Raw genomic sequence first — 14,486 nt, 5'->3', positions numbered from 1 at the left:
GCCATGAAATTATCAAGAAGAGACAGGATTAAAAAAGGCATACGTAAACGCCTTTCAGGATCAACAGCACGCCCTCGCTTATCTGTATTCAGAAGCAACAAAGGCATCTACGCTCAAATTATTGACGACGTTAGTGGCAAAACCTTAGTATCAGCATCTTCATTATCGAAAGATTTTGTCGCAAGCGGGTCTACTAAGTCAGATCAATCAGTAGCTGTAGGTAAACTGGTAGCCGAAAAAGCTATCGCTGCAGGTATTAAAGATGTAGTGTTTGACAGGAATGGTTACTTGTACCACGGCCGTGTTAAATCACTGGCAGAAGGTGCACGTGAAGGTGGTTTAAACTTTTAATCGAAACAGGAAATGTCAACAATCAACATAAAAAGAGTAAAAACCAGCGAGATCGAATTAAAAGATCGCCTGGTAAGTATACAACGTGTAGCCAAAGTAACAAAAGGTGGCCGTACATTCAGCTTTTCTGCTATCGTAGTGGTAGGTGATGAGCAAGGTGTAGTGGGTTACGGACTTGGTAAAGCAAAAGAAGTTACCGAAGCAATTGCTAAAGGTATTGATGATGCTAAAAAGAACCTGGTAAAGGTTCCAATTATCAACAACACTATTCCACATGAGCAAATTGGTAAATTCAGCGGTGGTTTTGTATTTATCAAACCAGCAGCAAACGGTACCGGTGTTATAGCCGGTGGTGCAATGCGCGCTGTATTGGAAAGTGCCGGAGTACACAATGTACTGGCCAAATCAAAAGGATCATCAAACCCGCACAACGTGGTTAAAGCAACCGTATCTGCATTATCGCAATTACGCGATGCGCATACAGTAGCTCAACAGCGCGGTATCAGTTTAGGAAAAGTATTTAACGGATAATCAGTCATGTCGAAAATTAAAATAACACAGATAAAAAGCGTTATCGACAGAAGCGAGCGCCAGAAAAAAACTGTTGAGGCTTTAGGCCTTAAAAAAATTAACCACAGCGTGGAAGTTGAAGCCACTGCGGCTATCATCGGTATGGTTCGGAAAGTGAACCACCTGGTAGCAGTAGAAAATATTTAATATCATGAATTTAAGTAATCTTAAACCTGCAGAAGGTTCTACTAAAAATAGAAAAAGAATTGGCCGTGGTACAGGTAGTGGCCGTGGCGGTACATCAACCCGTGGCCATAAAGGTGCCGGTTCACGTTCAGGTACATCTACCAAGATAGGTTTTGAAGGTGGCCAGATGCCATTACAACGCCGCGTACCTAAGGTAGGTTTCAAAAGCCTTAACCGTGTAGAGTATGTTGGTGTAAACCTTGACGTATTACAAGCTTTAACTGAAAAATATTCATTATCAACAGTTAACTTTGATACCTTGAAAGAACATGGTTTGGTGTCTAAAAACGGCTTGGTTAAGATCCTTGGCCGTGGCGAACTAAAAGCCAAGTTAGAAGTTACTGCACATGCATTTACTGCTACTGCACAAAAAGCTATTGAAGCGGCCGGCGGAACTATTGTAAAGTTATAATTTTCGATGAAGAAATTTTTCACCACATTATCCAATATTTGGAAAATTGAGGATCTAAGAGTGCGTATAACAAACACACTCTTATTTCTTTTGATATATCGTGTTGGCTCGTATATCGTATTGCCGGGTGTAAACGCGGCTACCCTTGATAATGCTAAAGCTAAAGAAGGCTTGGTAGGCTTGCTTAATATGTTTGCAGGAGGTTCGTTCTCACGTTCGTCCATCTTTGCATTAGGTGTAATGCCTTACATATCTGCATCTATCGTAGTGCAACTTTTAGGTATAGCTGTGCCATACTTTACCAAATTACAAAAAGAGGGTGAAAGCGGCCGTAATAAGCTAAACCAGTGGACCCGTTACCTAACCATAGGTATCACCGCTTTGCAGGCTATCGGTTATCTGAAATCTCAGGTAAGCGCCGATGCTATGCTTATTGGCAACCCGTACTTTATTATACTGAACACATTCGTATTAACCGCAGGTACTTTATTTGTAATGTGGCTGGGCGAAAAAATCACTGATAAAGGTATTGGTAACGGTATTTCATTGATCATCATGGTGGGTATCATAGCGCAGCTGCCAGCAGCTTTCGCTACCGAGTTTCAATCCCGTACCAGCGGCCCGGGTGGTTTAATTACCTTCATTGTAGAAATTGTAGCGCTGTTGGGTGTGGTAATGTTTACCATCCTCATTGTACAGGGTACACGTAAAATTGCTGTACAATATGCAAAACGTATTGTGGGTAACAAACAATATGGCGGTGTGCGCCAGTATATACCTTTAAAGGTAAATGCTGCGGGTGTTATGCCTATCATTTTTGCCCAGGCATTAATGTTTATCCCTGCTACCGTTGCACAGTTTTTCCCTAATGCTGCATCAAACGGAATACTGATCGCTTTATCAAACTACAACTCATGGGAACATAACCTTGTATTTGCTATACTGATCATCCTGTTCACGTATTTCTATACAGCTATTACGGTTAACCCCAAGCAAATGAGCGATGATATGAAGAAGAACGGCGGCTTTATACCAGGTGTTGCACCGGGTAACGCTACCACTACCTTCATTGATGAAGTTATATCAAAAATCACATTACCGGGTTCTATCTTTTTGGCCATTGTAGCTATTATACCAGCGTTGGCCAGCATGGTAGGGGTAAGCAGCTTATTTGCAAGGTTCTTTGGCGGTACATCGTTAATTATCCTTGTAGGTGTTGTGTTAGATACTTTACAGCAGATTGAAAGCCACTTGTTAATGCGTCATTACGACGGGTTGATGAAGACCGGTAGGATCAAAGGGCGCTCAGGCGTTCCGGCTGCTGCAGGTACCACGCCCACGGCTATCTAAATTAAAACATGTCTAAGATCATTTATAAGTCTATTGAAGAAATAGAACTGATAAGAGAAAGTTCTTTACTTGTTTCCAAAACACACGGGGAAATAGCTAAGGTTATAGGCCCCGGTGTTACTACCCTCGAATTAAATAAACTTGCCGAAACCTTTATCCGCGATAACGGCGGGGTTCCGGCATTTTTAAATTATAGCGGATTCCCTTACTCATTGTGCATATCGCTTAACGACCAGGTGGTACATGGCTTCCCCAGTAAAAAACCTTTGGTTGATGGGGACCTTGTGTCTGTTGATTGTGGTGTTATATTAAACAAATACTTTGGCGATTCGGCCTTTACCTTTGCCATTGGCGAGGTAGACGAGAATACAAAGAAACTGATGCGCGTAACCCGCGAGTGTTTGGATCTGGGTGTTGCAAAGGCTGTAGTAGGTATGCGCATTGGCGATATAGGCTACGCGGTACAGGAACACGCAGAGAAGAATGGTTTTGGTGTGGTGAAAGAACTTGTTGGCCACGGAGTAGGTACACGCCTGCACGAAAAGCCGGAAGTGCCTAACTACGGTAAACGTGGCGCAGGTATTAAGTTAGAAGAGGGGATGGTGATTGCTATTGAACCAATGATAAACGCGGGCCGTGCCGGTGTTAAATTTTGGGATGATGGATGGACCGTGTCTACTGTTGATAAAAAGGTGTCGGCTCACTACGAGCATACGGTAGCTGTAAAAAAGGGTCAACCAGACGTTTTATCAACGTTTTCATACATTGACGAAGTTTTAAAAGAAAAAAATAATAATTAAAATATTTTTATTAATTTTGCATCCCGTTTTGGGGGCAGATAATTAAGTAATAATCAGTAAAATATGGCAAAACAATCCTCGATTGAGCAAGATGGTACAATTCGCGAAGCGTTATCTAACGCAATGTTTAGAGTTGAACTGGAAAATGGCCACGAGATTATTGCGCACATATCGGGCAAAATGCGTATGCACTACATCAAAATTCTTCCTGGCGACAGGGTGAAACTGGAGATGAGCCCGTATGATTTAACAAAAGGAAGAATAACCTACAGATATAAATAAACAACGAGATGAAAGTTAGAGCATCCATTAAAAAGCGCAGCGTTGATTGCAAGATCATCCGCCGTAACGGGAAACTTTACGTGATAAACAAAAAGAACCCGAAATTCAAACAGCGTCAGGGATAATTAAGGAACTTGTAATAGTCCGTACAACGGTGGCCCGCCGTTCGGTATTACGTTAAAACACAAACAAAAAATATGGCAAGGATCTCAGGTATTGATTTACCAAAGAATAAAAGAGGTGTTATAGGTTTAACCTACATCTATGGAATCGGACGCTCTACAGCTGAAGATATTTTGAAGCAAGCTGAAATTGATGAGAGCGTGAAAGTACAGGATTGGTCTGATGATCAGTTAACGGCTATCCGTACCATCATCAACGATCAGATCAAAGTTGAAGGCTCGTTACGTTCAGAAGTTCAGCTTAACATCAAACGTTTAATGGATATCGGTTGCTACCGTGGTACCCGTCACCGTAAAGGTTTACCGTTACGTGGTCAGCGCACCAAAAATAACTCACGTACCCGTAAAGGAAAACGTAAAACAGTTGCTAACAAAAAGAAAGCTACTAAATAGTAAATAGTTGATTGGTGAGTTGTGAGTAGTGATACTTTAAGCTTGCCAGGAATATAAAATTATAAAAAACGGTTGGGTGGGTCCGAATTAGAAATCACTAATTCAGTAATTCACTAACTCAATAATTAAGAAAATGGCTAAAAGCAAAAAAGTTACCAAAAAACGCATTGTAATTGTAGAGTCTGTAGGCGAAGCACACATCAATGCAACTTTTAACAACATCATTATCACCCTTACCAACAAAACCGGCCAGGCAATTTCTTGGTCATCTGCAGGTAAAATGGGTTTTAAAGGTTCTAAAAAGAACACCCCTTACGCTGCCGGTCAGGCTGCTGCCGATTGCGGTAAAGCTGCTTATGACTTAGGTTTACGTAAAGTAGAAGTATTTGTTAAAGGCCCGGGTTCCGGCCGCGAAAGCGCTATCCGTACCCTGCAAACAACAGGTATCGAAGTAACTACTATTAAGGACATCACCCCGCTTCCGCACAACGGTTGCCGTCCATCTAAAAGAAGAAGAGTTTAATTCACTAATTTTTTAAAGCTAAGATTCGACAGCTACAGGCTGTTTGATACTTTAAAACACACAAATAATGGCAAGATATACAGGCCCCAAATCAAAAATTGCGCGTAGGTTCCGCGAGCCGATCTTCGGTCCGGATAAGGCGTTGGAAAGAAAAAACTACCCACCCGGAATGCATGGCGCTTCTAAAAGAAGAGGAAAGCAATCTGAGTACGCGGTACAATTAATGGAAAAACAAAAAGTTAAATACACTTACGGTGTATTAGAGCGTCAGTTCGAAAACTTATTCCACACCGCATCAGCTAAAGAAGGTATCACCGGTGAAAACCTGTTGAAATTCCTGGAAGCACGTTTAGATAACGCGGTTTACCGTTTAGGTATCGCTCCTACACGTTCTGGTGCACGCCAGTTAGTAGGTCACAAACACATCACCGTAAACGGTGGTGTTGTAAACATTGCTTCTTATGCTTTAAGGGCAGGTGATGTTATTGCAGTGCGCGAAAAATCAAAATCATTGGAAGCCATCACTAATTCAGTTGCTGGCCGTAAAATAAACAAATACAGCTGGTTGGAGTGGAACGCTGCCGAATTAACAGGCAAGTTTTTAAACTACCCTAACCGTGATGAGATACCAGAAAACATTAAGGAAAACCTTATTGTGGAGTTGTACTCAAAATAAGAATTAGATATGAGATTGGAGATATGAGATTTGAGATTAGGTTCGCAAATCCCATATCTCGATTTTCAGTTTATAACAATTACAATTATAGGCGGTTTGGATCAACAGATATGTTGAGGGTGCGGTTTTTTCCCACATCTCATATCTCACATCTCAAATCTATTATCAAACAAACAATAAACAAAAGATATAAATGGCAATTTTAGCATTTCAAAAACCAGACAAGGTTATCATGCAGAAATCAAATGATTTTGATGGCACGTTTGAGTTTCGTCCGTTAGAACCAGGCTTCGGTGTAACCATTGGTAATGCTCTGCGTCGTATCTTACTTTCTTCATTAGAAGGTTATGCTATTACATCAGTTCGTATTTCTGGCGTAATGCATGAGTTTTCAACCATTAAAGGTGTGGTTGAAGATGTTACCGAGATCATCCTGAACTTAAAACAAGTTCGTTTTAAAAAGACAGGTGAATCGGGCGATAATGAGAAGATATTTGTGATCATTAACGGTCAGGATGCTTTTAAAGCGGGCGACGTCACTAAGTTTTCAAACAACTTTACAGTGTTGAACCCTGATCTTGTTATTTGTAATATGGATTCATCGGTAACGCTTGAAGTTGAGCTTACTGTTGCTAAAGGCCGTGGTTACATCTCTAACGAGGAAAACAAAAACCCTGATGCAAACGTAGGTGTGATAGCTATCGATTCTATCTTCACCCCGATAAAGAACGTAAAATACACGCTTGAAAACTACCGTGTAGAACAAAAAACGGATTACGAAAAACTGATCCTTGATATTTCTACCGATGGTTCAATTCATCCTGAGGATGCTTTGAAACAAGCTGCCAAAATTCTTATCCAGCACTTCATGCTGTTCTCTGATGAGAACATGATGCTGGAAGCACAGGCTAAAGAAGAAACTAAAGAAGTTGACGAAGAAATTCTTCACATGCGTAAGATCCTTAAAACCGAATTGGTTGATCTGGACCTGAGCGTACGTGCTTTGAATTGCTTAAAAGCTGCCGATATCCGCAGCCTTGCCGATTTAGTTTCTTACGATGTAGCTGACATGCTAAAATTCAGAAACTTTGGTAAAAAATCATTAACTGAAATTCAGGACCTGGTTAAATCAAAAGGCTTATCTTTTGGTATGAACCTGGCTAAATTTAAGTTAGACGAAGAATAATTTTTAAGTGGTACGTAGAACGTAATACGTTCTACGTACCACTTTTTATTTACAATAGGCGAGGGCATAATTCCGCGGGCTTGATTAAACAGAGTCGCCCAACGGTATGCACGTGCACAAATTAACAACACAATGAGACACGGAAAAAAGTTAAACCATTTAGGCCGCACGAACAGCCATCGCAAAGCGATGATGTCGAACATGGCATCTTCGCTTATCTTACACAAGCGTATTACAACAACCTTAGCTAAAGCAAAAGCTTTACGTGGTTATGTTGAACCATTATTAACCAAATCAAAAAACGATACTACGCACTCACGCCGTACCGTATTTAGCTATTTGCAAGACAAAGACACTACGAACATCCTGTTCCGTGAAATTGCCGTGAAAATTGCTAACCGCCCCGGTGGTTACACTCGTATTGTTAAGTTAGAGAACCGTTTAGGCGATAACGCTGAAATGGCGATCATCGAGCTTGTTGATTACAACACTGTTTACGGTAAAGACGTAGAAGCTAAAGCTGAGAAGAAAACTACACGTCGTCGTGGTGCTTCAAAAGCAAAAGCTCCTATCGAAGTAGCACCGGTTGCAGACGCACCAGTTGCTGAAGCAGCTCCGGCTGTGGAAGAAGCTCCAGAAGCTCCTGCTGCAAACGAAGAAAATGCAGAAAAGGGCGAATAATTAGCTTTTTACGCAATAATAAAAACGGCTCTCGATTTATCGGGGGCCGTTTTTGTTTATATACTGTTTTTTGGTTAGGCTAGTCATGGTGAGCTGTCGAACCATTCGCCACTATGCACGCCGTTAAGTCTTCGACAGGCTCAGACTGACACCGCGGCTTAACATCTACAGCCTACTCCACCGCCCCAAACTCGGCAAACATACTGGCAGCTTCGGCAATACTATTCAAAGGCACATAATCGCATACCTCCCCAAACTCGCCCCACATTTGATGTACCACTTTATTTTGATGCGCCTGCTGTATAGCCTCAGCAAAAAGCCACTCAAACACTTCGATGGTAGTGCCATCTGCGGCTTCCATAATAATGAGTTCCCGGTCGGTAACTAAGTTTTCTGCTTTAAGGCGGTCCACATGCGTTTGCACCAGCGATTTGAACGCATCCGCGTTGCCTTCTTTGGGCTGGTAATCCACAATTACAATCGTCCCCTGAAATTGATATTAGGGTAATTTACTGAATTTTAAAACCCACGCCACTTAATCAGGTTACCTTAATATAATTAAAGAAAACCTATGGCAAACGTAGCAGACCAACTGGTATCAATGCTGGTGAACGCAGGCATCAAGCGCATATACGCTGTAACCGGCGACAGCTTAAATGAAGTGAACGACGCCGTAAGGCGCGAAGGCAGCATCCAGTGGATCCACGTTAGGCATGAGGAAGCCGGGGCTTATGCGGCAGGAGCGGAGGCGCAGATAACCGGAACCCTTGCGTGTTGCGCGGGCAGCAGCGGCCCCGGCCATGTACACCTCATAAACGGACTATACGATGCACACCGCTCCGGCGCGCCGGTTATTGCGATAGCATCTACCATCCCCAGTTTTGAATATGGTACCGAGTATTTCCAGGAAACAAATACGATCAAACTATTCGACGATTGCAGCCATTACAACCAGGTAGCCACTACTGCCAAACAGTTCCCCCGGATGCTGCAGGCCGGTATTCAGGCTGCCATTAACCGTAAAGGGGTAGCCGTAATAGGTCTTCCCGGTGATCTCACCGGTATGGATTCCGAAGAAATTACTACCGCTACTGCTAATTTTAACCCCCGTGCCGTTGTCCGCCCCTCGGATGTGGACCTGAACCAATTGGCAGGCTTACTCAACCATCATAAAAAGATAACCATATTTTGCGGCATAGGTGCCGCGGAGGCACACGATGAAGTGGTGCAGCTATCCCAGCGGCTTAATGCCACGGTTGCTTACTCATTTCGTGCCAAGATGGATATCCAATACGATAACCCGAACGAAGTGGGCATGACGGGGCTCTTAGGCCTTCCATCGGCCTATCATAGTATGCACGAAAGCGACCTGCTGCTGTTGCTGGGTACCGATTTCCCATACACCCCTTTTATGCCTACCGGTTGTAAAATAGTGCAGATAGATACAAAACCCGAGCGCATTGGCCGCCGCGCCAAGGTAGAGGTAGGGCTTTGCGGGGATGTGAAAGATACGCTCACCGCTTTGTTACCGCTCATCACCCAGAGTACCGACGATAGTTTTTTAAAAGCCCAGCTCGAGCTTTATGCCGGTGTAAAAGAGAATATGAAGATCTACGTGGACGATATGGGCAAAAAAGAAAACATCCACCCCGAATACATCGCCAGTTTACTTGACGAATTAGCCACCAATGATGCTATATTTACTGTGGATACTGGCATGAGTTGTGTGTGGGGTTCGCGGTATATTAATGCTACAGGTAAGCGGAAGATGGTAGGTTCGTTCAATCATGGCTCTATGGCGAATGCAATGCCACAGGCTATCGGCGCGGCATTGGCTTGCCCGGGCAGGCAGGTGATAGCCCTTTGTGGCGATGGCGGCTTATCCATGCTGCTGGGCGATCTGGCGACCATCACTCAATACAACCTGCCGGTAAAGATCATCGTGTTCAACAACCGGTCCTTAGGGATGGTGAAACTGGAGATGGAAGTGGCCGGCTTGCCCGATTGGCAAACCGAAATGCACAATCCCGATTTTGCCATGGTAGCAAAAGCAATGGGCATAAAGGGCATCGCCGTTAAAGACCCCGACGATGCTAAACAAGCGCTTCGCGAAGCATTGATGTATAACGGTCCAGCGTTGGTGAACATTTTTACAGACCCTAACGCCCTGGCCATGCCGCCAAAAATTGAACTGGGCCAGGTAAAAGGGATGGCCCTATCCATGACCAAGCTAATGCTTAACGGCCGTATGGACGAGGTGCTGGATACTGTAAAAGCGAATTATAAACATTTAAAGGACTTGATATAATAGGAAAATGAATAAAAGAAGGCAGCGCATATTGTTGTTGGTACTGCTCATCATCAGCATAGGTTTTGTGGCGCTTACTATTTTGGTAACACTATACCCAACCTCGTTTATTGATGTAGAGTTTTCCGAAGAAGTGCAGGAGCATCAGAATAAATTTTTGGATACGGCGATGTACCTCATCAGCGTACCCGGCTACATGCCCGAGTCGCCGATTATGATCGTATTCACCAGCCTTGTGTTTTTCTTGTTCAGGTATAAAAAAGCGGCTGTGTTTGTAATGTTAACCATGCTCGCAGGGTTGGTTAGCACCGTTGTAAAAGCATTGGTAAACAGGCCCCGCCCCTCAGATGATGTAGTACGTATTGTGCTTAAAACCACGCAGCAAAGTTTTCCCAGCGGGCACGTACTATTCTATGTAGTGTTCTTCGGCTTTTTGGTGGTGTTGATGTACCAGTTGGAGGATATCCCCAAATTTTTAAGATGGTTTGTAATGGCTGTTAGCCTCTTCATGATCTTCGCCATTCCGTTCTCCCGAATCTACCTTGGCGCGCATTGGTTTACCGATGTAATGGGCGGTTTTCTGCTGGGCGTGCTTTGCCTGTACCTGCTCTCCTGGCTCTACCTGCGTAAACCGGCTCTAAGAGAAGAAGCCCCGCATCCGGAAACTAAATAAATAAGCTAAATTAAGGTAGATATGTGACCATTTATCGCAGGTTTTGTGAAACAAATCCCCAAAGGAAGAATTTCCACTACTCACTACTCACTACTCACTACTCACTACTCACTACTCACTACTCACTACTCACTACTCACTACTCACTACTCACTACTCAAACTCACTACTCACTACTCAAACTCACTGCTTAATATACTGCTGTATCACTTGCTGCAACTGGCTGGCCTGCATTACGCCGCTTTGTCGCCATTTGCTTTCGCCGTTTTGGAAAACCATTAGGGTGGGTACGCTTTGCACGCGGTAAGCGCTGGCCGCCGCGGGGTTTTTGTCGATATCTATTTTTATGATGGTTACCTTATCGCCAAGGGCATCCTTTACCTGCTTTAAAATGGGCGGCATCATTTTGCAGGGCCCGCACCATTCGGCGCTAAAATCTACCAAAACCGGTTTGTCTGATGCTATAATATCCTGAAAGTTTGCCATGTTGTTGTTCTCCTGAACAAAAATAACGCACGGCCGGGCAAAACGTTTTATGCTAATGTAGTTTTATAGGGGCTCATAAAGGCATTTAACCCGAGTTGGGTAAATCGATAATTACTATTCCGTTAAAGTTTAGGGTCGTTGATCTCGCTCTTTATATCCTGATTGCTGAAGGTTTGCACACGGTTGGTAAGCGTCTCATTGTCTACCAGGTTAAGCTTGTTTTTATAGTCTTTTAATAAATTGTAAATAAAGTATTCGCGCACGTAGGTATCCGGGTAACCATCTATATAGCCTAAAAGACCGGCGTAATCTTTTTTAGTATTCAGGTGGTAGAATTTGATGTTTACCAGCCGGGTTAAATATTTCCTGAACAAGTTTTCCTGTATAAAGCTAAGGTCGGCATCGCCGGGAAGAAATTTTGTGCCTGCCATGGTGTTATCCACCAACTTACTGAACGCGGCTAAGCCCGGATTATGGGTTTCGTCCATTTCATTTTCAAAATAGATGAGGTTAAACAGCAACTGATTGCGTTTGGCCCGTTTTAAATAAGCGATAAGCACCGGGTTGCATCCCCTGGCATTTAGCAGCTTATCAAAATAGGTATTGTAGGTTTCCTCATCTTTACAAAGTTGGTTATAAAACAGTACCACGTTATTTTTGTAACGGGCTTCCTTAAAATCGGGAAAGTAATTATCAAGCGCCCTGGTAGCGATCAAATTGGCAAACATATAGTTGGCACTGTTTTTTCCGGCGGCCATCAATGTATCAGACATCACATCCCTGGTTTGAAAAAACATTTTGTAGGTTAAAGCGATGCTGTCCCCAGGGGTAACGTAAATAGGTTTATTATTAAGAAATATCAGGCCGGGGCGTGTAGCGGTATATTGCAGTACGTAGTGGGTATCGTCTGTTTTATATAGGGAGTAGTGCACCTCTTTATTAAAAAACGAATAGCGCCCGATGTTCATTTGCCGGCTGTTATCTAACGTGATATAAACGTTTGCCGGCGTTTGGCCTTTCGATGCTGCCATGGTGACGAAGAGCAACGATATTACAGAGAGAATTTTCATTGTGCAGGTTTAGGATAGTAAGGTACTTAATATAAACTACATTATAGATAGCCCCCTGTCTGTCACCATCCACTTATTACGCCAGTATGGGTTGTGAATTGTGATAGGAAACAACGATATTTATATCGCAGCGTCACCCTAATAAATTTTAACCGAACCAATGAAAGAACGTTTCCACGCTATCGATATCATCCGCGGCCTCATCATGGTGATCATGGTGCTCGATCATACCCGCGATTTCCTGCATTATCCTTCGTCGCCGCTGGATATGCAAACCACCACAGTGGTTTTGTTTTTTACCCGCTGGATTACACATTATTGTGCGCCAACCTTCGTGTTCCTCAGCGGCGTATCGGTATTCCTGGCCGGGCAGCGCAGAACAAAAAAAGAACTCAGCCTGTTCCTGGTTAAAAGGGGCGTTTGGCTTATCCTGTCTGATCTTCTCATTATGAGCTTTCTGTTCAGCTTTAGCCTGCAGTATCATTTGCTTGTGCTGGAGGTTTTAGCAGCTATCGGGTTCGGGATGATCCTCCTGGCGGGGCTTATCCATGTACCGCGTTGGTTAATTGCCGCAATAGCTGTGCTGATCATATTTGGCCATAATGCCCTGGATCACATTCAGCCGCTCCAAAACAAAACAGCAGACGGCTTGCTTAAGTTTTTTGTGACAGCCGGGGCCTCATTTGTCCCCCTCAGCGCCACCCGGACTTTGTTATCATTGTATCCGCCTATTACCTGGGCAGGGCCGTTGCTGCTGGGCTATGTATTTGGTAAACTGTATCAAACCGGGGCCGATGCTAAGAAAAGGAGGGCCATATTATTACTTACAGGCTTTTCATTCATGGGGCTGTTTGTTCGGTTACGTTTAATCAACCTTTATGGCAACCCGGTGCCGTGGTTCCATCAGCGTAATCTTCCCCATACCATATTAGCTTTCGTGAACACGGTAAAACAACCGCCCTCGCTGCAATTCCTGCTCATGACCTTAGGCCCCATAATGGTTTTATTAGCCCTCGCCGAAAACTTCAAAAATCGACTAACCGCCTTTTTCGAGGTGTATGGCAATGTGCCCTACTTTTTTTTTATAGCGCATTTTTGCCTGCTCAGGGTTATTAATCTTGCATTGATCGGGTTGAGCGGGCTTCCTTACAAATCGGACGGAAACCCGATTGTGTGGCAGGCGCAGGGTTTCGGCTATCCCTTATGGGTAGTGTACTTGTTTTGGATATTTGTAATCGCCGCGTTTTATTTCCCCTGCAAATGGTACGGCAATTATAAACGAACGCACAAGAAGTGGTGGTTATCGTATGTGTAAATGCCACAGAATTGATTGTTTTTCCGCTGTTGGTGTTGTCACCAACAGCGTTTAGGACGGTAAACGAAATGCTATCGGAAATGCATGGCGGCTTGTTGGTGACAACACCAACAAGGGCGAAAGATGATAGTATTTGCAAGCACCCTTTCGGCATCAGGGATTGACAAGCTTCCAATTTCCCTCAGATATAACCTCTACCGTACCGTCCGTTACTTTTATCGCCGTTTGATCATCGATCAGATAGGACGGTACCGGTAGAGTAGCAGCCAGCTTTTCCAGGTTCGCCATGGAGTTATCAGGAAACCATTCATGATCCAGATGTGGATGTATAGCGAAATCCATCAAGTCTAACGATTTTTTGCTTTCGGCCGGGAGCGTGTGGTTGCCATAGGTGGTTCCATAACGGGTCATGGTCATACTGCCGGCGCTTAAACCTACATATACCATCTTTTGCAGCAATGATGGCAAAAGGTTTGCCAGGCCCGACTGCTGCATCCAGTAACACAGATACTGGCAATCGCCGCCGCCAACCAGCAAGGCATCAGTTTCTTGCAGCATAGGCACCCAAAGTTCTTGCTTCATGCTGGGCAATGCCGTAAGTTCCAGCAGCCCCAGCGATTTCCAGCCCAGTTGGCAGAAAGGGTCGCCTAATGATCCGCTGATCACCTTCTGTAGTATTTGCGCTCCGCCCGGTATGCCATATATGGCTGTCGGGATAAAAAGGGCTGTAGCCTCGTCAATCGGCTTACCCAATAGTTCCACCAGTGCGTTGCGAATGCTGGCGTTGCTTATACCGGCGGCAGTGAGCAGAAGCTTCATAAATAGATAGTGTTGAAAGTGAATTTTTATCTTATACAAACCTAAAGTTAACAGGTTAAGCGTATGTTGGGCTATAGCGGCAATATGAGGGTGTTTTGCGCCATTCCGCCACTGTTGGTGTTATCAACAACAGCATTTAAGACGGTAACAGACGCTATCGCGATTGCATAGCGGCTTGTTGGTGACAACACCAACAAGGGCGAACTTTTTACAACCTATCCCA

The 14,486-nt window shown here is 43.9% G+C and carries 20 protein-coding genes; 16 read left to right on the top strand and 4 right to left on the bottom strand.

Annotated features, from left to right (window positions below; all coding sequences use genetic code 11):
* Positions 1–3: 3 nt before the first annotated feature.
* The 13 genes from rplR (at position 4) to rplQ (ending at position 7,592) form a co-directional block, all read left to right on the top strand.
* Positions 4–351 (top strand): 50S ribosomal protein L18, encoded by a 348-nt coding sequence (gene rplR, locus EPL05_RS03630; RefSeq protein ID WP_191190818.1) that lies wholly within the window; start codon positions 4–6, stop codon positions 349–351.
* A 12-nt stretch (positions 352–363) separates the two neighbouring features.
* On the top strand, positions 364–882 hold the full coding sequence (gene rpsE / locus EPL05_RS03625) for a 30S ribosomal protein S5 (RefSeq protein ID WP_128532208.1): 519 nt from the start codon (positions 364–366) through the stop codon (positions 880–882).
* 6 nt (positions 883–888) lie between these two features.
* A complete protein-coding gene (rpmD, locus tag EPL05_RS03620; RefSeq protein WP_067059736.1) occupies positions 889–1,068 on the top strand; it encodes a 50S ribosomal protein L30 in 180 nt (59 codons plus the stop codon).
* A 4-nt stretch (positions 1,069–1,072) separates the two neighbouring features.
* Positions 1,073–1,519 (top strand): 50S ribosomal protein L15, encoded by a 447-nt coding sequence (rplO, locus tag EPL05_RS03615; protein WP_128532206.1) that lies wholly within the window; start codon positions 1,073–1,075, stop codon positions 1,517–1,519.
* Between the two features lie 6 nt (positions 1,520–1,525).
* Positions 1,526–2,869, top strand: a complete 1,344-nt coding sequence (secY, locus tag EPL05_RS03610; protein ID WP_128532204.1) for a preprotein translocase subunit SecY — start codon at positions 1,526–1,528, stop codon at positions 2,867–2,869.
* Between the two features lie 8 nt (positions 2,870–2,877).
* Positions 2,878–3,669, top strand: a complete 792-nt coding sequence (gene map / locus EPL05_RS03605) for a type I methionyl aminopeptidase (protein WP_128532202.1) — start codon at positions 2,878–2,880, stop codon at positions 3,667–3,669.
* A gap of 63 nt (positions 3,670–3,732) precedes the next feature.
* Positions 3,733–3,951 carry a translation initiation factor IF-1 gene (infA, locus tag EPL05_RS03600; protein ID WP_022833270.1) on the top strand — a complete coding sequence of 73 codons (219 nt, stop codon included), beginning with the start codon at positions 3,733–3,735 and terminating at the stop codon, positions 3,949–3,951.
* Positions 3,952–3,959: 8 nt separating this feature from the next.
* A complete protein-coding gene (rpmJ, locus tag EPL05_RS03595; protein WP_082855993.1) occupies positions 3,960–4,076 on the top strand; it encodes a 50S ribosomal protein L36 in 117 nt (38 codons plus the stop codon).
* Between the two features lie 72 nt (positions 4,077–4,148).
* Positions 4,149–4,526: a 30S ribosomal protein S13 gene (rpsM, locus tag EPL05_RS03590; protein ID WP_128532200.1), complete on the top strand. Its 378-nt coding sequence runs from the start codon at positions 4,149–4,151 to the stop codon at positions 4,524–4,526.
* Between the two features lie 133 nt (positions 4,527–4,659).
* Positions 4,660–5,049, top strand: coding sequence for a 30S ribosomal protein S11 (gene rpsK, locus EPL05_RS03585; RefSeq protein ID WP_128532198.1), 390 nt, complete (start codon positions 4,660–4,662; stop codon positions 5,047–5,049).
* Between the two features lie 67 nt (positions 5,050–5,116).
* Positions 5,117–5,725 (top strand): 30S ribosomal protein S4, encoded by a 609-nt coding sequence (gene rpsD / locus EPL05_RS03580; protein ID WP_128532196.1) that lies wholly within the window; start codon positions 5,117–5,119, stop codon positions 5,723–5,725.
* Positions 5,726–5,918: 193 nt separating this feature from the next.
* On the top strand, positions 5,919–6,911 hold the full coding sequence (locus EPL05_RS03575; protein WP_128532194.1) for a DNA-directed RNA polymerase subunit alpha: 993 nt from the start codon (positions 5,919–5,921) through the stop codon (positions 6,909–6,911).
* Between the two features lie 132 nt (positions 6,912–7,043).
* Positions 7,044–7,592 (top strand): 50S ribosomal protein L17, encoded by a 549-nt coding sequence (rplQ, locus tag EPL05_RS03570; RefSeq protein ID WP_128532192.1) that lies wholly within the window; start codon positions 7,044–7,046, stop codon positions 7,590–7,592.
* A gap of 172 nt (positions 7,593–7,764) precedes the next feature.
* On the opposite strand, the gene EPL05_RS03565 is transcribed toward rplQ, so the two are convergent.
* Positions 7,765–8,064, bottom strand: a complete 300-nt coding sequence (locus tag EPL05_RS03565) for a hypothetical protein (RefSeq protein WP_208394670.1) — start codon at positions 8,062–8,064, stop codon at positions 7,765–7,767.
* A 99-nt stretch (positions 8,065–8,163) separates the two neighbouring features.
* On the opposite strand from EPL05_RS03565, the gene EPL05_RS03560 reads away from it, so the two are divergent.
* The gene (locus EPL05_RS03560; RefSeq protein ID WP_128532188.1) at positions 8,164–9,900 is read left to right on the top strand and encodes a thiamine pyrophosphate-dependent enzyme; all 1,737 of its coding nucleotides are present in this window, start codon (positions 8,164–8,166) and stop codon (positions 9,898–9,900) included.
* Positions 9,901–9,907: 7 nt separating this feature from the next.
* On the top strand, positions 9,908–10,573 hold the full coding sequence (locus EPL05_RS03555) for a phosphatase PAP2 family protein (protein WP_128532186.1): 666 nt from the start codon (positions 9,908–9,910) through the stop codon (positions 10,571–10,573).
* Positions 10,574–10,756: 183 nt separating this feature from the next.
* On the opposite strand, the gene trxA is transcribed toward EPL05_RS03555, so the two are convergent.
* Together trxA and EPL05_RS03545 are read right to left on the bottom strand one after the other, a co-directional pair.
* Entirely contained in the window at positions 10,757–11,059 is a 303-nt protein-coding gene (trxA, locus tag EPL05_RS03550; protein WP_128532184.1) for a thioredoxin, read from the bottom strand.
* Positions 11,060–11,181: 122 nt separating this feature from the next.
* On the bottom strand, positions 11,182–12,129 hold the full coding sequence (locus EPL05_RS03545) for a hypothetical protein (RefSeq protein WP_128532182.1): 948 nt from the start codon (positions 12,127–12,129) through the stop codon (positions 11,182–11,184).
* A gap of 160 nt (positions 12,130–12,289) precedes the next feature.
* Here EPL05_RS03545 and EPL05_RS03540 point away from each other — a divergent pair, with 160 nt between their 5' ends.
* Positions 12,290–13,444, top strand: a complete 1,155-nt coding sequence (locus EPL05_RS03540) for a DUF1624 domain-containing protein (protein WP_128532180.1) — start codon at positions 12,290–12,292, stop codon at positions 13,442–13,444.
* A gap of 153 nt (positions 13,445–13,597) precedes the next feature.
* Here the strand turns inward: EPL05_RS03540 and EPL05_RS03535 are convergent, their stop codons facing one another.
* A complete protein-coding gene (locus tag EPL05_RS03535; protein ID WP_128532178.1) occupies positions 13,598–14,263 on the bottom strand; it encodes a Type 1 glutamine amidotransferase-like domain-containing protein in 666 nt (221 codons plus the stop codon).
* Positions 14,264–14,486: the final 223 nt, after the last annotated feature.

The sequence above is a fragment of the Mucilaginibacter gilvus genome (assembly GCF_004054195.1).
Classification (GTDB): Bacteria; Bacteroidota; Bacteroidia; order Sphingobacteriales; family Sphingobacteriaceae; genus Mucilaginibacter; species Mucilaginibacter gilvus.
Note: the sequence above shows the minus strand (reverse complement) of the source record. Positions and strands in the feature narration are given on the sequence as shown.